The following is a 19,274-nucleotide window of genomic DNA, read 5'->3' as shown; positions in this document are numbered from 1 at the left end:
CGTGACAGGGAAATACGGTGTCCGATTGTTCATCACAGCCAGGTGAGCGCGGCGGCGACGAGGGCTGCTGTTCCGGTGGCGAGGGTGGGTTGGATCACCGGCGCGAAGGTGGGGGAGTGGTTGACGGGGATGTCCTGTGCGATGCGTCCGGCCTGCTCGGCTCGGCGATAGGTGTCGGGGTCGATGCCGCCGATTCCCCAGTAGGTGTAGGGCACATCGAGGGCGGTGGGCAGGTCGCTGAAGTCTTCGCTGGCGCTCTGCGGAGGCAGTGTCGTGGCGTGCTCGCCGAAGTGCTCGGTGAAGGTGGCCGCCACCCGTGCGGTGACCTCGGGGTCGTTGACAGTGGGCGGGAACCGGTCGAACATCTCGAACTCGGGCTCTTCGGGCGACCCCGAGGCCTGGCACTCGGCGACGACGATTCGGCGGATGGCGGCCAGGATCGTGTCGCGGTCCTCGTCGCTGTAGGTTCGGATGTTCAGTTCGAGAACCGCGTGTTCGGCGATGATGTTGCTCTTGCTGCCGGCAGCGATCCGGCCGACGGTCAGCACCGCCGCCCGGCCGGGTGCGGTCTCCCGGGAGATGACGGTCTGCAACCGGACGACGATCATCGCGGCCAGCACCACGGGGTCGATCGTGGCCTGGGGCATGGAGCCGTGCCCACCGCGTCCGTGGACGGTGATGCGCATGCTGTCGGCCGCGGACAACACCGGCCCAGGACGGGTGCCGACCGTGCCCGCCGGTGCGGGAAGCACGTGCTGGGCCAGGGCGACATCGACCTTCGGCACCAGCTCGGCCAGTCCGTCGTCGATCATCGCGCGGGCCCCGTCACCGGTCTCCTCGGCCGGCTGGAAGAGCGCGATCACGGTGCCCCGCCAGTGGTCGGTGCCGTCGGCGAGCAGTTGTGCGGCACCGAGCAGACAGGCGACGTGGATGTCGTGGCCGCAGGCGTGCATCACCGGCACCGGGTCACCGGCCGCGTCGGTCGCGGAGACGGTGCTGGCGTACGGCAGTCCGGTCGCCTCTCGGATCGGCAGTGCGTCCATGTCCGCCCGGAGCAGCACAGTGGGGCCGTCGCCGCTGCGGAGTACACCGACGACGCCGGTGCCACCGACGCCGTCGTGGGTTTCGTAGCCGAACCCGCGCAGCCGGTCCGCGACCAGCGCTGCGGTGCGATGCTCCCGATGCGAGAGTTCCGGATGCTGGTGCAGGTCCCGGTAGAAGGGCTCCTGCCATGTGCGGACATCGGCCGACCCGGACAACACCTTCGCTGTTCTCCCCGGTGTGTGCATCACTTCTCCTTTCCCCTGCCGGGCCGGAAAGGGGAAGGACGACGCCAGGTGACCTCGTGTGGGAGCATCCAGCCCCGCCAGCGGGCGAGCAGGCACAACACCGCGCCGACCGTCGTGGCGGTGAGCACCGCAGCCTGGGGGTGCCCGGAATAGTGGATGACCACCAGTGTGCCACTGGCGACCAGCGCGCACGACGCGTAGAGCGTGTTCCCGCCGAAGATCGCCGGAATATCGCCGACCGCGATGTCGCGTACGGCGCCGCCGCCGACCGCGGTCACCATGCCCAACAACACCGCCGGGAGCCAGCCGAACCCGACCAGCAGGGTCTTCTGCGCTCCGACCGCGGCCCAGCAGCCCAAAGCCAGCGCGTCGACGAAGGGGAACGTTCGGTCCCAGGTGCGACCTTCGAACCGCACCACGAACGCCACCGCGGCGGCGAGTATCGCGGTGGTCAGGTACGCGTAGTCGGTCAGCGCGATCGGTGCGCCCTGCTGCAGCAATGTGTCGCGGATGATGCCGCCGCCGAGCCCGGACACGATGGCGAGCACCCCGAAACCGATCGGATCGAGTCGCATCCTCCGCGCGACCGCCCCGCCGAGCAATCCGTTGGCAAGGACCCCCGTCAGATCCAGGACCCGCATGAGATCCGGAACCGACACCACAGCGTCTGCCATCACCACACCCTAGGCCGCGGAGACGTTCCGTACACACGTCGCCGAGGCCGCGCCCGATGGAACTCCGGCCGGCCGGCGATCTTGTTGTCGATGGTCGAACCGGGCTGTGCCGGATCGCTAGTCGAGGCGGGTGGCGGTCACGGCCCACGCGGGCAGGTGCACGCGGTTGTTCTTCAGCAAGGGCGCGATGATCTGGAATTGTTCTTGCACCGGCCTCATCCGCTCGGCCCATCCCGAATCGTCGCCGCCGATCTGCTGGGTGAGACGGGTGAAGGTGTCCGGGCTGAAGGTGGCCTGGAAAGTGGTGGTCCCCAGGTCGTCGATGCGCCACCCGGCCGCGGGCAGCACACGTTCGAAGTTCTCCGCGGGCAGACCTTCGGGCTGCAGGCCGTTGACGTTGTGGCGGCCGAATTCGAACATGAACAGTCGCGCGCCGGCTCTGGTGGCCCGGTGCAGGGCCCGCAGGTACCGGGTCTGGGTTTGTTCGTCGTCGAGGAACACGTGGTAGAACGCGCTGTCGACGACGGTGTCGAAGCGATTCTCCAGCCCGTCGAGTTCGGTGGCGTCGGCCACCCGGAAGTTCACCCGCACCCCGGCACGGTCCGCGTTGCGTTCGGCGCGCTCGATCGCCGTCGGCGACATGTCGATTCCGGTGGTGGCATAGCCCTTGGACGCGAAGTGGATGGCGTGGTGTCCCGGGCCGGTTCCCGGGTCGAGCACCTCGCCCCGCAGGGCGCCGTAGGCCACCAGCTGGCGCACCGCCGGCTGCGGTTCGCCGATATCCCAGGGGATCGTCGCGGGAGCGTCCTGTTCCGGCGACGCCTCGCGGTACAGCGCTTCGAAGTCCGGCTGCCCATCGTGGTTCGGTTCCTTGCCCATGACTGCTCCTTTGCTCGTGGACGGGGCCACATCCTGTGCGGGTCCGGGCGGATGCCGTGGTCAGGTCATGGTGGCGAAGTTGCGCCAGAGGTTCTGGAGGCTCTCGGTGCCGCCGAACAGCGTCGTGAAGTTGGTGGAGTCGATGAGCACGATGTCACCGGCGCGCGGGCCGGCGGGTGGCATCCAGACCAGCGCGTTGAATTCCGTGTTGCCCGCTTCGGTGAACGGGTGGGGCCGCGTGAGGTCGATGCGTTGTCGGCCCAGGACTCGGAGCGCGTCGCTTTCGGGGGCGGTGAGCTCGTAGTGCGGCAGATGGGGGTGGAAATTGAATGTCGTGACCGTGTCCAGCAGCCGGGGTGTGTCCAGATCGCGGTACGCGGTGAGGGGAGCGATCGCGCCGGTACCGTCGACGACCGCGGGGCGTAGACCCCAGATGTTGTGTACCGGGACGTCGAGGGCCTTCATCAGCGAACGGGTGTATCGGCCGAACCGCTGTTGCCGGGGCGTCAGCCGGTCGCCGTGGTGGAGGTATTCCATCTGCCGCTGCGCGTAGTCGTCGGTGAAGCCGACGTCATGGTGCGGCGCCAACAGCAGGCAGGTGCCTTCCCGCTGCAACCAGGCCCGGATCGCGGCGCACTCCGCGGGTGCGGCCTCCTGCCCGGAGAGCAGGTGATCGAGCCCGAACACCATCAGCGTGTCGGTGTTGGCCAGGATCCGCTCGTCGATCGGCAATGGGTAGCCGGCCTGATCGATGCGCTGGAACACCGCGACGCGATGGCCGGTCACCTCCCCGGCCAGTTGCTGAAACGCCAGTGTCGAGCGATGGAACAGCTCCAGTGTGCCCGCGATGCCCTGCAGGAAGTGCGCCGCGTCGTAGGCGGGGGTCTCGTAGTTCGGCCATGCGGCGATGCGGACTTCGGTCATCGTGGAGAAGCGGTTGTCGATTTCGGCGGGATCGCGCTGGGCCTCCCACGGATAGCTCCACGCCCAGTAGATGCTCATCCGCCTGTGCCCGTCGTGCTTGCGCGGCACGTGGGTCTGGTTGTAGGTGCGTGCCGGCGACGGGGCGCTCATGAGATCACCTCTTCGGTGTGGAGAGCGGCCAGATACCGGAGAGCGCCGATGCCGGGGAGGAAGAAGTAGGCGCCACCGGTGAGTGTGGTGAACGCGGGCAGCCGGGGAATAACCTTGCGGATCGGCCGCTTCGGGACCGTGAACTGCAGGGTGCCGTCCTGCGCGCCGCAGATGGGATCGTGTTCGTTGCCCAGCTCATGGAAGGTCTTGTCGTTGATCCAGACGTTCTGGGCGAACTCGAACTGGCGAATCAGGCTGGCGCAGATGATGAATGCGGCGATACCCCGGTCGGCGCCGTCATCGGGGACCCCTTCGGGCAGGGCGGGGCCGTAGGTGGCGCCCCGGCGGATCATCCTGCGGCGGTTCATGTTCACTGCCGTGTCGCGTGGATTGAGGCGCCGCACATGCGCGCCCAATGGCACCGCGTAGCCGTGCGGGTCCATCTGCTGATAGCCGAAGTCGTTGTTGCGCAGTGGATCCGCGCCCAATTCCGGGTCGTCGTGGTCGGGCGCCAGGACGAGAGGAGCGCCGCTTCGCCAGCGTCCCATGAGCTTCGCGGCGAGCAGTTCCTGCCCCTCCGCAGTATCGGCGTGCTCGCGCAGATAGTCACGGAACGCGCCGACATGCTCGCGCAGCCGCCGGTAGGCCAGATAACTGCCGTTGCGGGACAGTATCTCCGGCTGCGGGAGCCCGTGCGGCGGCCCTTCCTCGTCGGGGTAGCCGAGGATGAACTCGCCGGGCTGCAACGGCGCCCCCGAGCCCGGAGTCGGCATGTCGCCGGACCCCTCGATGACCGGCTGGGACAACCGGTCGCGGTACCCGAAATGGTCGTGGGCGTAGCCGAACGGCGGCGTCGCGCTCAGATCCAGACACGACAGCACGCGCACGCCGGGGCATCGGGCCACCAGCTCGTCGTGTTCTGTCGTGCACCGCAGGTGTTCGGCTTCGGTGCGGGTGAACAGGATCGCGATGGCGTGCAGGTCGTCGCCGGCCAGCCCGCCCACCCATTTCGTCGGGTGGTTGGCGCCCGTGTCGCCCAGGATGTCGGCGCGGGCGGGCATGCCCTCACGGAACTCGTCGGGGAAGGTGGCCAGCGCCTCGTCCGGCACGCCGAGCGCCCGCAGCCCGCGCCAGGTGAACGCCAGGGTGATCCAGTGTTCGGTGCTTTCCATCGTGGCGCGGGCGTCGGCGGCGGACTGTACGCGGTCGACCATGGCGGCCAGCCAGGCCCGGCCGCCGGCCGGATCGTCGAAGGAGAGGAACTCGTAGCGGCCGGTCGTCGCCGGGGTGCGGGTCAGCAGGATGTGCTGGATATCGTCGAGTTCGAGCGTCGGCATGAGGCTCTCACTGCATCTGGTCGAGCATGTCGGAGAACGCGGCCTTCAATCGCAGCGCCTTCTTGATCTCCTCGGAGGTGACCGAGGGATACTCGCCGTACTCCAGGAAGCTGGGGCATTGGTGTTCCCGGACAAAACGGGCGAATGCCGCCGGATTCTCCTTCCAATCCTCCGGGAATCCCTCGAGATTGGTGAAGACGGTGGTGATTCCGGTCTGTCCGAAGAGCGTCACGGCGTCCTCGGTGTACTTGTCGAAATCGGTGTCGAAGATGCCCTGATATTGGAAATGCAGTCCCGAGCCGACATCGAACAACAACCACCGCAGATAGTGCAGCCGCAGCGGCGCCAGCACATGTGGATCGTCGGCCACGGCGCGCTCGATCTGCTTCCCGTACTCGCGGACGGCCTCTTCGCGCCCCGGTTTGACCTTGGCGATGATGGAGAATCCGTAGCACGCCGGGGTTCGTGGATAGACCGGGCCGTACCGGCCCCGCTCCAGCTCGAAATAGCCCTCCGCGGGGATGGCCAGTGCCGCTGGTTCGCTCCATTCGTGATCGCTCGCGGGCATGTCGTCCTCCAATCGGGACCAGGCCGCCGAGAACCAGAATAGCGAGGAAGTTGCTCACCTGGCCCGGTGAGACCCTCTCGATATCTCGCCGCCGCGCATCGGACCTCGTGCGATGCGGATGTCACGCGCTGCCGGGATCGAAGGCGGCGCTCGGATCCGCCGTGGACACGTCGTACGCGATCGGCGGAGGCTGGGCATGAACCCCGCCGTTGGCGTTGCCCGCGGGCTCTGACCGGGCGTCGTGGACAGGGCATGCGGCCTGAGGGCGGGCAAGACCGGCGCCCGATTCGGGGGCGGAGGGGTTATGCTCGATTCCGTGATGACTCATTCCGAGCAAAGATTGGGGGTCCTGTTCGTGCGCGGTGAGTGCTGATGGGCACCGCGAACACGAATGGGAACGATTCCCGACTGTCCTTCTGGCTGCGCGTGCGCGAGTTCGCCGTGCCGCCTTCCATGATCGAGACCGCGACTGCCCGGCGTCGTGCCGGGGACTGGGCGGGGGCGTGCGCCGCCGCGGGTTTCGATGTCGATATCGATCTGCGGGCGCCGGCGCATACCTACGGCCGGGACGTCGCGGGCCGGATCGAGGATGATCTGCGCTTTCTGGCGCCTGATCTGTTGCGTTGGCATCTGCCGAGAGTCGCGCCCGACGGATTGTTGCGGCCGGGGCTGACCATCGCGCTGGCGCGATACGGGATACCACCGGATAGCCGAACCGGTTGTGGCCCACTTGGTTCGGTGTCGCTGGTGGTGCGGACGGCACCGGCCTGGGCGGATGCCGGGCAGCGGGTCGCCCTCGCCCTGTGGGACGGGTCCCGCTGCGGTCCGCATCCGCATCCGCATCCTCGTCCCGATCGGCGTTTCCGTCTCGACCTGCATCGTCACCTGTGGGATGCGCGACGTGCCGGCGAACTTCGAATGCGTTGCGGCGCAAGCGGAACATATCCGGACGGCGGCGTGGATCCCGCGCTGTCGGAGATGGTTCCGGTGGGCTGTGCCGTCGGCCGATGGGTCGCCGAGGCGGGCATCGTGTTGCGCGCCGAAGGGCGGCGGACCGGTCCTTTGCGGGTGCGGTTCGGGGCGCGGCGCGAGGTGCTCGTGGAGCCGGGGCCGGACGGCGACGGCCGGCCCGTGTTGCGCCTTGCCGAGGCGTACCCGCGTGGCGCGGTGCCGGCGCTGCCGGTCCTGCCGGACGCGGCGACGTGGGTGTTGCCCGATCTGGAATTGCTGCGAGCCGGTGCGCTGACTCCGGATCGACTTCACCCGCTGGTCGCGGCGGCATTGGCACCGGACCATCCGCGGCCCGACGCGCCCCGGATCGGGGATCGGCCCGCCGGTCCGTACGTGGTGGAGTGCCGGGGCGAACAACACCGGATCGGGTTGGCCGACGGCGTGCTGACCGCGCTCGATCACGACCCGGCCGAGATCCGGCGGGAGGAACTGCTGGTCGCGCTGACCGGTGTTCCGTTGCCGTGCCTGCGGGCCATCGACCGGGCCCATCGCCATCCCGATTCCCTGGCCGGGGTGCGTGAGCGGTTGGACCACGGCGATATCGCCGGTGCGCTGGCCGTGGTCGAGGGGCTGCTCGGCCCCGAGGCCGTGTTGCGCGAGGGCGCGTTGCTGGACGCGCTCGAGGAGTCCGCGCGACGGCAGACCGCCTACGAGATGTTCCGAGCGGGCTCGGCCTGCTCGGGCCCGACCCGAGACCCGTCCGCTCGTCGTCGCGACCGCCGCGCGCACCCGCGCCACGCAACCCTGCGCTGACCCCGGCGACCCTCTTCCACTCCCATCGACGTGACCTGGCGTCGTCCCGATTCTCTTGATAACAAGGTGATTCACACATGTATGCATTCATTCCCGACGCTCCCGTCGCGCAGCGAGCCCGCACCTCCCAGCTCGACATCGCCGATGAACTGCTGTGCCTGCTGGGCGAGGTGACGACCGAACCCCGCCACGACACTCAACTGGAGGCGCTGACGCTGGCGGTGGCCGCCGACCTGCCGGTGCTGTTGTGGGGTGAGCCGGGCATCGGCAAGACCGCGGCGCTGACCCAGCTCGCCGAGTCGCTCGACCTGCCGCTGACCACGGTGATCGCGAGCGTGCACGAGCCATCGGACTTCTCGGGCCTGCCGGTCCTCGGCGACGACCCCGCGGAGAACGGCGTCCCGATGGCTCCGCCGGACTGGGCGGTGCGGCTCGTGCGGGCGGGGCGGGGGCTGTTGTTCCTCGACGAGCTGTCGACGGCGCCCCCTGCCGTGCAAGCCGCTTTGTTGCGGCTGGTCCTGGAACGGCGGATCGGCGCGCTGCGGCTGCCGCCCGGTGTCCGGATCGTGGCGGCTGCCAACCCGCGCTCCTCGGCGGCGGACGGCTGGGAGCTGAGTCCGCCGTTGGCCAATCGGTTCGTGCACCTGCAATGGACCCATGATCACGATGTGGTCGTGCGTGGTCTCGGCGGGACGTGGCCGCGCGCCACGCTGCCCGAACTCGATCCCGAAAAGCTGCCGGAGGCAGTCGCGTTCGCGCGTCGCGCGGTATGCGGACTGCTCGAGGCGCGGCCGACGCTCGTTCATCGGCTGCCGAGCACCGAGACGCGCCGTGGCGGGGCCTGGCCGTCGCCACGCAGCTGGGACATGACCGTGCGGCTGATCGCCTTCGCCACCGCGGCCGGTTCGTCCCAGGATGTGCTGTCCCTGCTGGTCCGGGGCGCCGTGGGCGATGGTCCGGGCTTCGAGCTGCTGACCTTCATCGACCGGATGGACCTCCCCGATCCGGAGGCGCTGCTCGCCGACCCGGCCGCGGCCGAACTGCCCGAACGGGGTGACCTGCGTCAGGTCGTGCTGGACGCGGTCGTGGCGGCCGTGCGCAGGCATCCGGAGCGATCCCGGTGGAACGCGGCATGGGCGTTGCTGGTGAAGGCGGTGGAGACCGGGGCGCCGGATCTGGTGGTCGTCCCGGCGACCACCCTCGCGACGCTGCGGCGCGACGACTGGACGGTGCCCGCCGCGATCGAACGGCTCGCGGGCGTGGTGTCGATATCGCAAGGGGCGGATCGGGCTGCGGCCCGGGTCGCAGCACGGGCGGGCCGATGACGCCGGATACCGCGAAGCTCGACTTCGACAAGCTGTTCTCCGCCCGCTTGCAGGCGGTGCGCGCCCGCCCCTATCTGGCGACCGCCCTGTACGCGCTGCACATCGTCGAGTCGCGAGAAGTGCCGACGATGGCTGTGGACCGCTACTGGCGGTGCTACGTCTCGCCCGCGTTCGTGGCGTACACGCCCGTCGAGGAACTCGCCTCGGTACTGGTGCACGAGGTGTCGCATCTGCTGCGCGACCACCACGGCCGCAGTGAGCGATTCGCTCGCGAGAACGACCTGACCGGTCCGGCGGAGTGGCTGCGGATGAACATCGCGGCGGATGCCGAGATCAACGACGACGCGTTCGGCGACGGGTTGGTCCAACCGGAGGGCGCTGTCGTCCCGGCGACGCTGGGCCTGCGCGCGGGCGAGCTGATGGAGGACTACCTGCGCCAGTTCCGGCTCGGGCGGCACACCGAAGACCTGGCCTGGCTCGACTGCGGCAGCGGCGCCGACGGAATCGATCGGGCATGGGATCTCGGGCCGGACGGCGCGGACGGACTCACCGAGCAGCAACGCGATGCCGTGCGGTTCCGCGTGGCGCAGGGCATCATCGGCCGTCCGGGGAACACGCCCGCGGGGTGGCGGCGCTGGGCGGAAGAGGCGGTGCATCCGCCGCAGCCGTGGCGGGATCTGCTGGGAGCGGCCATCCGGTCGGCGGCCTCCGCGTCGGGTGCCGGCGAGGACTACACCTATGGGCGTCCGGCCCGGCGCTCGGCCGGGGTTCCGGGCGTCGTGTTGCCGAGCCTGCGGCGAACGCCGCCCCGGGTCACCGTGATCATCGATACCTCGGGATCGGTCGGTGACGCGGAACTGGGCAGCGCGCTGCTCGAAGTCGCCGCCATCTCCCGCGCCGTGGGCGGTCGCCGCGACCTGGTCAGCGTGCTGTCGTGTGACGCGGCGGCGCGGATCGCGCACCCGCTGTGCCGGGCCGAGGGAATCCCGCTGATCGGTGGCGGCGGCACGGACCTGCGCGTCGGCTTCACGAGGGCGCTACGGGCACAGCCGCGTCCCGATGTGCTCGTCGCTCTGACCGACGGTCGGACACCGTGGCCCGCCGCCCGGCCGCCGTGCCGGACGGTGGTCGGGCTGTTCTCCCGGACGAGATCATGGAGCGAACACGATCCCGACTACGTTCCGAAGCGGCCGCCGGACTGGGCGCGGGTCGTCGACATCGGGACGGTGGGCTGACGGGCCGCCCCGCACTGTCGCTTCGCGGGTCGGCGACATGCCGCGAAGTCGAACACGGCGAGCACGACGGTCGGCTCAGAACTCCACGCTGAGGTTGTCACTGATCGGCCGGGCCTGGCAGGCCAGGATGTACCCGTCGGCGATGTCCTGCTCGTCGAGTACCCCGCAGTTGCCCATGTCGACCTCGCCCGCTGTCAAAGTGGCCGCGCAGGAACCGCATTCGCCCTCCCGGCAGGAGAACGGCACGGTCACGCCCTTGGACAGCAGCACGTCGACCAGGGTCGCCGAGCGTGGCCAGCGGAGCTCGTGCGTCGCCCCGTCGAGGTCGACCGAGACGGTCGCGGCCTCGGCGTCGTCGGCGGCGTCGGGCAGGGTCACCTCGGCGAAGGGGTCGCCCGACAGGGAGGTGAAGGTCTCGGCGTGCACCCGGTTGCGGGGGATGCCCGTGCGGGCGGCGGCGTCGTGGACGGCGTCCATGAACGGCTTCGGGCCGCACATGTACACCGCGTGGTCCTGATAGGGCGCGATCAGCGCGGCCAGTTGCGCGGCGGTGGGCAGACCCTGCACGGACTCCAACCAGTGCGTCACCGACAGGCGGTCGCTGTGCTTCTCGGACAGCTCCCGGAGCTCGCCGGCGAAGATGACCGACTGCTCGTCGCGGTTGGCGTAGACGAGGCGCACCCGGCCCGAGCCCTGGGTCAGCGCCGAGCGCAGGATCGACAGGACCGGGGTGATCCCGCTGCCCGCCGCGAAGAGCAGCATGTCCTCGTCCAGGTCCGCGGGGGTGAAGATCCCGGAGGGCGGGAGGACCTCTATCGCGTCGCCGGCCGCCACGTTGTCGCACAGCCAGTTCGAGGCGTAACCGTCGCGGGTGCGCTTGACGGTCACCTTCGGCGGTTCGTCGGCGAAGGGCGAACTCGCCAGCGAGTAGCACCGGGCCACCGATCCCGTCCGATCGCTCGGGATGCGGAGCGTGAGGAATTGGCCCGGCTTGTACGAGAATTCGGCCCGGCGGTCGGCGGGGACGTCGAACACCAGCGAGCGCGCGTCGGCGGTTTCCTCCACCACCGCGGCGACGGTCACCACGACCGAACGCGAACTCCGCGCCACCGCGGGCTGATCGATTGTCGTCATCGCGGCTGCTGCCCTTCCACTTCGGCGAACACGGCCTTTCCGGCCGAAATAACCGGTGTGCCTTCTCTGATCAGTTCGAACTCGACTTCCGGCGCCGCGCCGAACACGACGAGCCGGGCCGCCTCCCCGGGATGAACGACGGCGGCGAACCGGCCTTCGAGGGCGCTCAGATCCGCCGGATGCGCGCCGATCAGGCGGGCGATCTCCACCGCGGCGGCACCCAGCGTGCACAGTCCGTGCATGATGGGGCGCGGCTGACCGATCCGGGCCGCGGCCTCGGGGTCGATGTGGATGTGGTGGCGGTCCCCGGTCAGCCGGTACAGCGCCGCCTGGTTCTCGGTGGTGCGCAGCAGACCCTCGATGGTCGGGTCGCCATGCGGGCCGGGCGGTTTGGCGGGACCCCGGTCGCCGCCGAAGCCGCCCGCGCCGGGCGCGAACAGCGACCAGGTGGCGACGAAGTACTCGCTGCGCACCACCACCTCGAAAATCGCCGCGGCGCCCTTGTCCCATACCGCGCCGACCGACGCCGACATCGTGATCTCGCCGCTGCGGGGCAACGGCGCGAGCACGGTGAGCTGCTGGGAGCCGTGCACGGCGGTGGCGGTGTCGAAGGCGCCGCGCGCGCCGAGTTCGTCGGGAGCCCACTGGGCCACGGTCAGCGCGAAGGTCGGCAGCACCCGGAGCCGGTCTTCGAAGACGAGATCGAGTTCGGTGGCCCTGGCGCCGACCGCGAGTGCGTAGAGGATGGCGTCGCGCTCGGTGTAGGCGACGGTGCGGGTGCCGAGGTCCGCGCCGGCCCACCGGCCCGCGGTGGCCTCGGCGGAAGGTGAAGGTGTAGACGTCACAGCGGATTTCCTTTGTCGGGCCTCGGGTCAGCGGGCGTCGGCACGGTTGCGGGTCAGGAATGCCAGCACGGCCGACAGCCATGCCTCGCGGGCCTCGATCATGGCCCAGTGCCCGCAGTTCGGGAACACGTGGAGTTCGGCGCGCGGGATGTCGCGCATCGGCAGCACGGCCATGTCCACCGGGCTGACCCGGTCGTCGCGTCCCCAGGTCAGCAGGGTCGGGGCCTGCACCTTGTGTAGTTGCGCCCAGTAGGGCACCGCGTCGGCGAGCGCGTTCGCCGCGATCGTGGTGGCGAAGGCTTTGCTGCTGTACATCCGGCGCGCGATCTCGAGGGTGGCGGGCTCGGTGGCGAGTTCCCAGCGCTCGTCGATCAGTTCCGGGGTGACCAGCGCGGGATCGTGGACCATCGACAGCAGCCAGCGGATCAGACCTTCGCGCGTTGGATCGTCGGTGAATTCCATCAGCAGCTTGATGCCCTCGCTGGGGCCCGAGGAGAAGATGGTCTTGCCCACGCCGCCGATGGTGACCAGCGTGCGCACCCGCTCCGGCTCGGCGATCGCGACCTTCGTCGCGACGATCCCGCCCATCGAATTGCCGATCATGTCGACGGCGCCGAGACCGAGTCCGTCGAGGAAGCCGCCGACGGCCGATTCCGCCGTCACCATCGGGTGGCCGTCGGCCGGATCGCTCACGCCGAAGCCGGGAAATTCCAGCACCAGGCACCGGAAGTGCTCGGCGAGTTCGCCCAGCACCCCGCGGTAGTTGCGCCATCCGGTGACGCCCGGCCCGGAGCCGTGCAGCAGCAACAGCGGCGGCCCGTCGCCCGCCTCGTGATAGCGCAGGACGCCCGTACTCGTCTCGAGTTCTCTGCGGCTGCCCGCGTAGCTCACCTCGGTGCTCATGAGCGCAGAGCGTGCCAGGCTGCGGCGCGCGCCACAGCCGGGCTTCCGTTGAGCGAGACAGCGAATTCGTTCGGCCCGGGGGTTCCACTGAGCGAGAGCAGAGTGGGAACCGCCATCGGGCGGCCATACGCTCGCAGCCGTCGACGCAGTCGCCAGCCTCGACCACACAACGAATCGGAGGTGGGTCGGATGACCATGGAATCGGTCTCACCGGCCGAGATGCGCAGGGCACTGGGCCAATTCGCCAGCGGAGTGACCGTGGTGACCGGGATGGACGAGCAGGGCCCGATCGGGTTCGCATGTCAGTCCTTCGCCTCGGTCTCCCTTGACCCGCCGCTCATCCTCTTCTGCGCCGATCACCGGGGACGCTCCTGGCCGCGGATCCGCCTGTCCGGGCGGTTCACCGTCAATGTGCTCAACGAGGACCAGACCGACCTGTGCACGCGCTTCGGTTCGCGCGACGGTCGCAAGTTCGACGAACTCGACTGCGAGATGTCGAAGTGGTCGACTCCGTCGCTACCCGCCGTGCTCGCGCGGCTGCACGCCGAGGTGCACGAGGTGTACACGGCCGGCGATCACGACGTGGTGATCGGCCGTGTACTCGAACTCGAGACCGTCGCTGAGAAGCCTCCGATGATCTTCTTCCGGGGCAAGTTCGGCATCGGCACGCCCGCGAATCTGCTCAGCGCCTAGAAAGGTTTTCCCCGCATGCCGGATCACACGACGAATTCCCTGCCGCCCGGCGTTTCCGCCGCCGATGCCGCACTGGCCGTGGAGGAGATCAAGCGCGTGTTCGCCGCCCGCCTGCGGTACATGGACACCAAGCAGTGGCACAGGTACGCCTCGCTGCACACCGAGGACGTGATCAGCGAGACCTGGGGCGGGCTACCCGACGACAAACAGCCCCGCAGCGGCGGCACAGCCAACCGGGTGGTCGGCAACGAGGTACTGGCCGACACGATCCGCACGCTCCTCGACGGCCCGGTGCCGGTGACCACCGTGCATCACGGGCACACCCCGGAGATCGAGCTGACCTCGGCCACCACCGCCCGCGGCGTCTGGGCGATGGAGGACATGCTGTGGTGGCGTGACGGCGACGAGGACGTGCACCTGCACGGGTACGGCCACTATCACGAGGAGTACCGCAAGGTGGCGGGCCGATGGCTGATCAGCTACCGCAAACTCACCCGGCTGCGGGTCGACGCCCCCGCGGACTTCTTCCGTTTCTCGAAAGCGCTGTGACCATGACGACCGATCATCACCCGGCGCTCTTCGAGCCGCTGGCCATCCGTTCCCTGGAACTGCCGAACCGGATCGTCATGTCCGCGATGACGCGCTCGGCCTCGCCGGGTGGAGTGCCCGGGCCCGATGTCGCCCGGTATTACCGGCGTCGCGCCGAGGGCGGCACCGGCCTGATCATCACCGAGGGCGTCGCCGTCGAGCATCCCGCCGCGGTGGACAACCCGCGGGTGCCGCGCATGTACGGCGCGGACGCGCTGCGCGGATGGCGGCACGTGGTCGAGGAGGTACACGCGGCGGGCGGCCGGATCATTCCGCAGCTGTGGCATGTCGGGCCGCTCTGGGGCGCGATGGGCGAGACCGACCCGGCGATCACGCCGATGCGGCCGTCCGGGCGGTGGGGCACAGCGGGCACCACCTCCTACTCCGCCGAGTACATCGATCGCGCCGCGCGACCCACCCCACCGATGACCGCCACCGATCTCGACGACGTGCTGGCGGCCTATGTGCGGGCCGCGGTGAGTGCGGCCGAACTGGGTTTCGACGGCATCGCGCTGCACGGCGGGCACGGCTATCTGCTCGACGCCTTCCTGTGGCACGACACCAATACCCGCGAGGACCGTTGGGGCGGAGACGCGCGGGCCCGCAGCCGCTTTCCCGCGGAGGTGGTGCGCGCCGTCCGGGCCGCCGTCGGCGCCGATCTGCCCCTGTTCTTCCGGTTCTCCCAGCACAAGCAGCAGGACTACACCGCCCGCATCGCCGAGACCCCGGACGAACTGCGGGTCGTCCTCGGGGCGCTGGCCGATGCCGGAGTCGACGTCTTCGACGCGAGTAGCCGCCGCTTCGACCTACCGGCGTTCGAGGGCAGTGACCTGTCGCTGGCGGGCTGGGCCAAGAAGCTCACCGGCAGGCACGCGATGGCCGTGGGCAGCGTCGGTCTCGGAAAACCGTTGCGCGAGAGCAGGAGCGAGGGCAGCGCGCAGGTCGTCGACAATGTGGGCGAGGTGCAGCGTCGCATCGGATCGGGCGAGTTCGACCTGATCGCGATCGGGCGCATGCACCTGGCCGACCCCGATCTGGCGACGACGCTGCGCACCGGTGGGCCGCTGACGCCGTTCGATCGGGCTGTCCACGAAGGCAGCCTGCGCTGATCCGACGCCCGGCGCCGGAGCGTTGCGCACCGCTCCCGCGCCGGCGCCTCCGCGGGCCCGCGGCCGGAACGGATCAGCTGCCCGCGCGGGCCAGCAATTCACGCCCGGCCGCGCTGCCGTCCAGCAGCCGGGCCGTGCGCCGTGTGATGAGCCAGGCGCCGTCCACACGGGCGAGTTCGAATCGGTTGGCGGTGACCCGCCACACCCGGAACGAATCCTCATCGGCATTGCGGCGCAACAGCAACGAATGGCAGGTCGCCACCGCAGTGTCGCCGTCGACCCGGATGTGGACGGGATCGAGCAGGTGCCCGCAGCCTTCGTGGATGTAGTCCTGATGCGGTGCGGTGCGGACCATCTCGGTGATCGCCTCGCGGCCCTCCATGACCCGGATGTCGATGTCGTACACCGCGTTCTCGGCCCACAGCCGGCCGACCGTCTCGGCGTCACCGGCATCGACCGCGGGGCCGTAGGCGGTGAGCACATCGTGGACGGCGGCCTTGTCCTCGAGCGCCCGCACCCGGTCGAGCAAGGCGGCCAGCTGGTCTGCGGTGTCGGTCATAGCGATCCCTTCCGGAGGTTTCCGCCGCGCCCGCTCGGGCGGGGCCGCGTCCTGTTCTACCGGCCGCGGCCGATCCGGGCCTCGCGCGTTCCGCTCAACGGTAAACGGGATGTGCGATCACTTCTGCGCTGGAAGTGTCTGGCTACACGAAGTTCTCGGTCCGACGAGGGGCCGAATTCCAGGGAGAGTCACCATGGGTCACGTATTGGACAGCATCATGCAGCACGCGGAGGAGATCCGCGCCGGAGCCGCCGAAGGCGAGTCGCTGATGCGGCTGCCCGACGCGACGGCGAAGCACCTGCGTGATTCGGGCATCGTCCGGACGTTCCAGCCGAAGGAGTACGGCGGATTCGAAGGCCATCCCCGCGAGGCCGCCGAAACCATCATGGCGCTCGCCGCGATCGACGGCGCGGCGGGCTGGGTCGCCGGCATCGTGGGCGTCCATCCGTGGGAGCTGGCCTTCTTCGATCCCCGGGCGCAGGAGGAGATCTGGGGCGAGGACAACGACATGTGGATGGCCTCGCCGTACGCCCCGATGGGAGTCGCGGTCCCCGTGGAGGGCGGCTACATCCTCAACGGGCGCTGGTCGTTCTCCTCCGGCACCGACCACTGCGGCTGGGTGATGATCGGCGCCGCCGTCTGCGACAAGGACGGCACCCGCACCGGCCAGGTGCTGCACGTGGTGCTGCCGCGTTCGGACTACGAGATCGACCACGACAGCTGGAATGTGATCGGGCTGCGCGCGACCGGTTCCAAGGATCTGATCGTGAAGGACGCGTTCCTGCCGCAGCACCGCACGATCGACGCCGACATCGTGCTCAGCGGCAACGGCTGGCGGCACGCGGGTCGCGACGAGACGCTCTACCGCTTCCCGTTCTCGTGCATCTTCCCGCTGGGCATCACCTCGTCGCTGATCGGGATGACCGAGGGTGCGCTGGCCTGCTACATCGCGGCTCAGAAAGAGCGCGTCCAGGTCACCGGCGTGCCCATCAAAGAGGATCCCTACGTCTTGTTCGCCATCAGCGAGGCGGCCTCGGAGATCAATGCCGCGCGCCTGGCGTTGCTCGAGACGGTCGACCGGTTCTGGGACAAGACCGAGCGCGGCGAGGAAGTCGGGTTCGAGGAACGCGCGATCGGCAGGCGCACCCAGATCTCGTCCGCCTGGCGCGCGGTGCGGGCGATGGACGAGGTCTTCGCCCGGGCGGGCGGCGCGGCGGTGCACCTGAAGACGCCGATGCAGCGGTTCTGGCGTGACGCGCATGTCGGCCTGACCCACGCCATCCACGTGCCCGGCACGACCTATCACGCCGCCGCCCTCGCCCAGCTCGGCGGTGACCCGCAGGGTCCGTACCGCGCGATGATCTGACGCCCCATCACTTTCGAGGACGAGAAAATGACAGAACTCCCCAGAACAGAACTGCGCGGTCTCGGATATCTCCGCGTCCAGAGCCAGGATGTCGCGCGCTGGCGCGAGCTGCTCATCGACGGTCTCGGCATGGCGGTGGGCTCCGGCCCGGACCCGGACGCGCTCTACGCCCGCGTCGACGAACGCCGCGCCCGCATCGCGGTGCTGCCCGGAGATTCCGACAAGGCGCTGGCCGTCGGCTGGGAAGTGCGCGACGAGTTCGCGCTGGCTCGGGTGCGCGAGGCGGTGGAGAAGTCCGGACGCGCCGTCGCGGTGCTCTCGCGCGAGGAATGCGCCTACCTGGACGTGGAGCAGGCCATCGCGTTCGACGATCCGGCCGGGACCCGCCTGGAGGTGTTCTTCGGTCCGGTGCTCGACCACAGTCCGCTGGTGACTCCGTTCGCCGGGCGGTGGGTGACCGGCGCGCACGGCCTCGGCCATGTGGTGCTGCCCTCGGCGAAGTTCGCCGAATCGTATGACTTCTACACCCGGGTGCTGGGATTCCTGCCCCGCGGTTCGATCCGGCTGGACGAGGAGGGGGTGAGCCGGGTGCGTTTCCTCGGCATCAATCAGCGCCACCACAGCCTCGCGCTCTGCCCGGCCCCGCCGACGGAGGAGCCCGGCCTGGTGCACCTGATGACCGAGGTCGACACCCTCGACGCGGTCGGCCAGGCGCTGGACCGGGTGAACCGGCAGAAGTTCTCGATCTCCTCCACGCTGGGCAGGCACACCAACGACAAGATGATCTCGTTCTATGTCCGTGCCCCCGGTGGCTGGGATCTCGAGTTCGGCACCGAGGGCATGCTGGTGGACGAGCGCTACTACACCTCCGAGGAGATCACCGCGGACGCGTACTGGGGCCACGATCAGTCCGGCTCCGAGCCGTTGAAGGCGTTCATCCCGCAGGCGGGCTGAATCCCGCACGGCACGCACAGGGCGCCGAGAGAGCACCGCGACGGCAGTCGCGGTGCTCTTTGTGTGTCACGGGGTGTGTGTGACGGCGGTCTCGGGCGTGCGGCCCTGGCGAGCCAGTGACTTCCTTCACAGCGAAACCCCGGCTACAGTAGAACTCAGTTCATTGATTGCTTGATCAATCAATACGACATTTCGTTGTTTCTGGAGTGCACGTGACCGCTGTCGCCGACCGACCTCACACCGTCATGGGGCGGGTTCTGTTGCTGCTGGAGCCCTTCCGCGAACGCGACGGCCTGACCCTCACCGAGCTGGCCGATCGCGCGGGTTTTCCCCGCTCGTCGACCCATCGCATGCTGTCGCAACTCGTCGAGGTCGGCTGGTTGCGCCGCGACGGCACCAGCTATCACCTCGGCCCGAAAATGGTGGAGCTCGGCTCCGGAGCTCGCGATCGCGACCGGATCCACCGAGCCGCCGCCCCGGCCATGTACCGCTTGCACAAACGCACCGGCATGGCTGTTCATCTGACCGTCCTCGACGGTGACGATGTGCTCGTACTCGAGAAGGTCGGCGGACGCTGGGCCGCTGCGGCGCTGCGCACCCGCAGCGGGCAGCGCCGTCCGGCGCGTACGGCCACCGAGGGGGCCGCCCTGCTGGCCGTGCGCGCCGGGCGCGGGCGCATTCTCCGGGAGAGTGTGGTGCCGGGCGGTTCCGGTCAGCCGGTGCGCTGCGTCACCATCGCGTTCGATGCCGGATGCGGCGAGATCGCCGCGCTGTCGGTGAGCGGCCCGGCGGCACAGCCCCTGGGCAGCGCGGTGCGTGACCTAGCACTCGTCGTGGACCGGGTGGTCGCTCAACTCCTGGCTTGAGACGCAAGTCGCGAATTCGCTGATCGATGGGTCGCAATCCTGTGCTGTCTCGCTGCGCTGTTGATCGAGCTCTTGATTGATAAATGTTCCGGCGTTTCCAGGCCACAGCCCG

General features: G+C 69.4%; 19 protein-coding genes. 9 read left to right on the top strand and 10 right to left on the bottom strand.

Annotated elements, in window-relative coordinates; translation table 11 throughout:
* Positions 1-32: 32 nt before the first annotated feature.
* The 6 genes from ON26_RS30615 to ON26_RS30590 form a co-directional block, all read right to left on the bottom strand.
* Positions 33-1,289 (bottom strand): amidohydrolase, encoded by a 1,257-nt coding sequence (locus ON26_RS30615; RefSeq protein WP_245546133.1) that lies wholly within the window; start codon positions 1,287-1,289, stop codon positions 33-35.
* Positions 1,289-1,963, bottom strand: coding sequence for a trimeric intracellular cation channel family protein (locus ON26_RS30610; RefSeq protein ID WP_040801855.1), 675 nt, complete (start codon positions 1,961-1,963; stop codon positions 1,289-1,291). Before ON26_RS30610 ends, ON26_RS30615 begins: the two co-directional genes overlap by 1 nt.
* Before the next feature lie 117 nt (positions 1,964-2,080).
* Positions 2,081-2,842 carry a class I SAM-dependent methyltransferase gene (locus ON26_RS30605; protein WP_051027967.1) on the bottom strand — a complete coding sequence of 254 codons (762 nt, stop codon included), beginning with the start codon at positions 2,840-2,842 and terminating at the stop codon, positions 2,081-2,083.
* A gap of 60 nt (positions 2,843-2,902) precedes the next feature.
* On the bottom strand, positions 2,903-3,916 hold the full coding sequence (locus tag ON26_RS30600) for a hypothetical protein (protein WP_040801737.1): 1,014 nt from the start codon (positions 3,914-3,916) through the stop codon (positions 2,903-2,905).
* Entirely contained in the window at positions 3,913-5,253 is a 1,341-nt protein-coding gene (locus ON26_RS30595) for a Dyp-type peroxidase (RefSeq protein WP_040801735.1), read from the bottom strand. Before ON26_RS30595 ends, ON26_RS30600 begins: the two co-directional genes overlap by 4 nt.
* A gap of 7 nt (positions 5,254-5,260) precedes the next feature.
* Positions 5,261-5,821 carry a hypothetical protein gene (locus ON26_RS30590; protein ID WP_040801732.1) on the bottom strand — a complete coding sequence of 187 codons (561 nt, stop codon included), beginning with the start codon at positions 5,819-5,821 and terminating at the stop codon, positions 5,261-5,263.
* Between the two features lie 372 nt (positions 5,822-6,193).
* Between ON26_RS30590 and ON26_RS30585 the strand changes: the two genes are divergently transcribed.
* The 3 genes from ON26_RS30585 (at position 6,194) to ON26_RS30575 (ending at position 10,145) form a co-directional block, all read left to right on the top strand.
* A complete protein-coding gene (locus ON26_RS30585; protein WP_040801851.1) occupies positions 6,194-7,585 on the top strand; it encodes a hypothetical protein in 1,392 nt (463 codons plus the stop codon).
* Positions 7,586-7,662: 77 nt separating this feature from the next.
* A complete protein-coding gene (locus ON26_RS30580; protein ID WP_051027965.1) occupies positions 7,663-8,910 on the top strand; it encodes an AAA family ATPase in 1,248 nt (415 codons plus the stop codon).
* Positions 8,907-10,145, top strand: coding sequence for a vWA domain-containing protein (locus ON26_RS30575; RefSeq protein WP_040801730.1), 1,239 nt, complete (start codon positions 8,907-8,909; stop codon positions 10,143-10,145). The genes ON26_RS30580 and ON26_RS30575 overlap by 4 nt, the downstream gene beginning before the upstream one ends.
* Before the next feature lie 75 nt (positions 10,146-10,220).
* Here ON26_RS30575 and ON26_RS30570 read toward each other — a convergent pair whose 3' ends face one another.
* The 3 genes from ON26_RS30570 to ON26_RS30560 are packed head-to-tail and all read right to left on the bottom strand — an operon-like array spanning position 10,221 to position 13,027.
* Positions 10,221-11,279: a ferredoxin--NADP reductase gene (locus ON26_RS30570; protein ID WP_040801728.1), complete on the bottom strand. Its 1,059-nt coding sequence runs from the start codon at positions 11,277-11,279 to the stop codon at positions 10,221-10,223.
* Entirely contained in the window at positions 11,276-12,124 is an 849-nt protein-coding gene (locus ON26_RS30565) for a MaoC/PaaZ C-terminal domain-containing protein (protein ID WP_040801726.1), read from the bottom strand. The genes ON26_RS30570 and ON26_RS30565 overlap by 4 nt, the downstream gene beginning before the upstream one ends.
* 27 nt (positions 12,125-12,151) lie before the next feature.
* Entirely contained in the window at positions 12,152-13,027 is an 876-nt protein-coding gene (locus ON26_RS30560; protein WP_040801724.1) for an alpha/beta fold hydrolase, read from the bottom strand.
* Between the two features lie 189 nt (positions 13,028-13,216).
* Here ON26_RS30560 and ON26_RS30555 point away from each other — a divergent pair, with 189 nt between their 5' ends.
* From ON26_RS30555 to ON26_RS30545, 3 genes are read left to right on the top strand one after another with little or no spacing between them, the layout of a single operon-like run.
* Entirely contained in the window at positions 13,217-13,720 is a 504-nt protein-coding gene (locus ON26_RS30555) for a flavin reductase family protein (RefSeq protein WP_040801723.1), read from the top strand.
* Positions 13,721-13,735: 15 nt separating this feature from the next.
* Positions 13,736-14,269 carry a nuclear transport factor 2 family protein gene (locus ON26_RS30550; protein ID WP_051027963.1) on the top strand — a complete coding sequence of 178 codons (534 nt, stop codon included), beginning with the start codon at positions 13,736-13,738 and terminating at the stop codon, positions 14,267-14,269.
* Between the two features lie 2 nt (positions 14,270-14,271).
* The gene (locus ON26_RS30545; protein ID WP_040801721.1) at positions 14,272-15,417 is read left to right on the top strand and encodes an NADH:flavin oxidoreductase; all 1,146 of its coding nucleotides are present in this window, start codon (positions 14,272-14,274) and stop codon (positions 15,415-15,417) included.
* A gap of 73 nt (positions 15,418-15,490) precedes the next feature.
* Here ON26_RS30545 and ON26_RS30540 read toward each other — a convergent pair whose 3' ends face one another.
* Complete coding sequence (locus ON26_RS30540; RefSeq protein WP_040801719.1) at positions 15,491-15,976, bottom strand: nuclear transport factor 2 family protein; 486 nt, start codon at positions 15,974-15,976, stop codon at positions 15,491-15,493.
* A gap of 193 nt (positions 15,977-16,169) precedes the next feature.
* Between ON26_RS30540 and ON26_RS30535 the strand changes: the two genes are divergently transcribed.
* The 3 genes from ON26_RS30535 (at position 16,170) to ON26_RS30525 (ending at position 19,162) form a co-directional block, all read left to right on the top strand.
* Positions 16,170-17,342 (top strand): acyl-CoA dehydrogenase family protein, encoded by a 1,173-nt coding sequence (locus tag ON26_RS30535; RefSeq protein WP_040801716.1) that lies wholly within the window; start codon positions 16,170-16,172, stop codon positions 17,340-17,342.
* A gap of 27 nt (positions 17,343-17,369) precedes the next feature.
* Positions 17,370-18,296, top strand: a complete 927-nt coding sequence (bphC, locus tag ON26_RS30530; protein WP_040801714.1) for a biphenyl-2,3-diol 1,2-dioxygenase — start codon at positions 17,370-17,372, stop codon at positions 18,294-18,296.
* Positions 18,297-18,508: 212 nt separating this feature from the next.
* On the top strand, positions 18,509-19,162 hold the full coding sequence (locus tag ON26_RS30525; RefSeq protein WP_245546132.1) for an IclR family transcriptional regulator: 654 nt from the start codon (positions 18,509-18,511) through the stop codon (positions 19,160-19,162).
* The last annotated feature ends 112 nt before the right edge of the window (positions 19,163-19,274 follow it).

It is taken from the genome of Nocardia higoensis NBRC 100133, from assembly GCF_000308595.1.
GTDB lineage: Bacteria > Actinomycetota > Actinomycetes > Mycobacteriales > Mycobacteriaceae > Nocardia > Nocardia higoensis.
This window is presented reverse-complemented; position numbering and strand designations above follow the sequence as displayed.

What these genes read in the sequence shown, in the direction of transcription:
- ON26_RS30590 (WP_040801732.1), bottom strand. Translation starts at nt 5,821, where the DNA reads ATGCCCGCGAGCGATCACGAATGGAGCGAACCAGCGGCACTGGCCATC.
- ON26_RS30570 (WP_040801728.1), bottom strand. Translation starts at nt 11,279, where the DNA reads ATGACGACAATCGATCAGCCCGCGGTGGCGCGGAGTTCGCGTTCGGTC.
- ON26_RS30610 (WP_040801855.1), bottom strand. Translation starts at nt 1,963, where the DNA reads ATGGCAGACGCTGTGGTGTCGGTTCCGGATCTCATGCGGGTCCTGGAT.
- ON26_RS30600 (WP_040801737.1), bottom strand. Translation starts at nt 3,916, where the DNA reads ATGAGCGCCCCGTCGCCGGCACGCACCTACAACCAGACCCACGTGCCG.
- ON26_RS30580 (WP_051027965.1), top strand. Translation starts at nt 7,663, where the DNA reads ATGTATGCATTCATTCCCGACGCTCCCGTCGCGCAGCGAGCCCGCACC.
- ON26_RS30605 (WP_051027967.1), bottom strand. Translation starts at nt 2,842, where the DNA reads ATGGGCAAGGAACCGAACCACGATGGGCAGCCGGACTTCGAAGCGCTG.
- ON26_RS30555 (WP_040801723.1), top strand. Translation starts at nt 13,217, where the DNA reads ATGACCATGGAATCGGTCTCACCGGCCGAGATGCGCAGGGCACTGGGC.
- ON26_RS30615 (WP_245546133.1), bottom strand. Translation starts at nt 1,289, where the DNA reads ATGCACACACCGGGGAGAACAGCGAAGGTGTTGTCCGGGTCGGCCGAT.
- ON26_RS30585 (WP_040801851.1), top strand. Translation starts at nt 6,194, where the DNA reads ATGGGCACCGCGAACACGAATGGGAACGATTCCCGACTGTCCTTCTGG.
- ON26_RS30595 (WP_040801735.1), bottom strand. Translation starts at nt 5,253, where the DNA reads ATGCCGACGCTCGAACTCGACGATATCCAGCACATCCTGCTGACCCGC.
- ON26_RS30545 (WP_040801721.1), top strand. Translation starts at nt 14,272, where the DNA reads ATGACGACCGATCATCACCCGGCGCTCTTCGAGCCGCTGGCCATCCGT.
- ON26_RS30560 (WP_040801724.1), bottom strand. Translation starts at nt 13,027, where the DNA reads ATGAGCACCGAGGTGAGCTACGCGGGCAGCCGCAGAGAACTCGAGACG.
- ON26_RS30540 (WP_040801719.1), bottom strand. Translation starts at nt 15,976, where the DNA reads ATGACCGACACCGCAGACCAGCTGGCCGCCTTGCTCGACCGGGTGCGG.
- ON26_RS30575 (WP_040801730.1), top strand. Translation starts at nt 8,907, where the DNA reads ATGACGCCGGATACCGCGAAGCTCGACTTCGACAAGCTGTTCTCCGCC.
- ON26_RS30550 (WP_051027963.1), top strand. Translation starts at nt 13,736, where the DNA reads ATGCCGGATCACACGACGAATTCCCTGCCGCCCGGCGTTTCCGCCGCC.
- ON26_RS30535 (WP_040801716.1), top strand. Translation starts at nt 16,170, where the DNA reads ATGGGTCACGTATTGGACAGCATCATGCAGCACGCGGAGGAGATCCGC.
- bphC (WP_040801714.1), top strand. Translation starts at nt 17,370, where the DNA reads ATGACAGAACTCCCCAGAACAGAACTGCGCGGTCTCGGATATCTCCGC.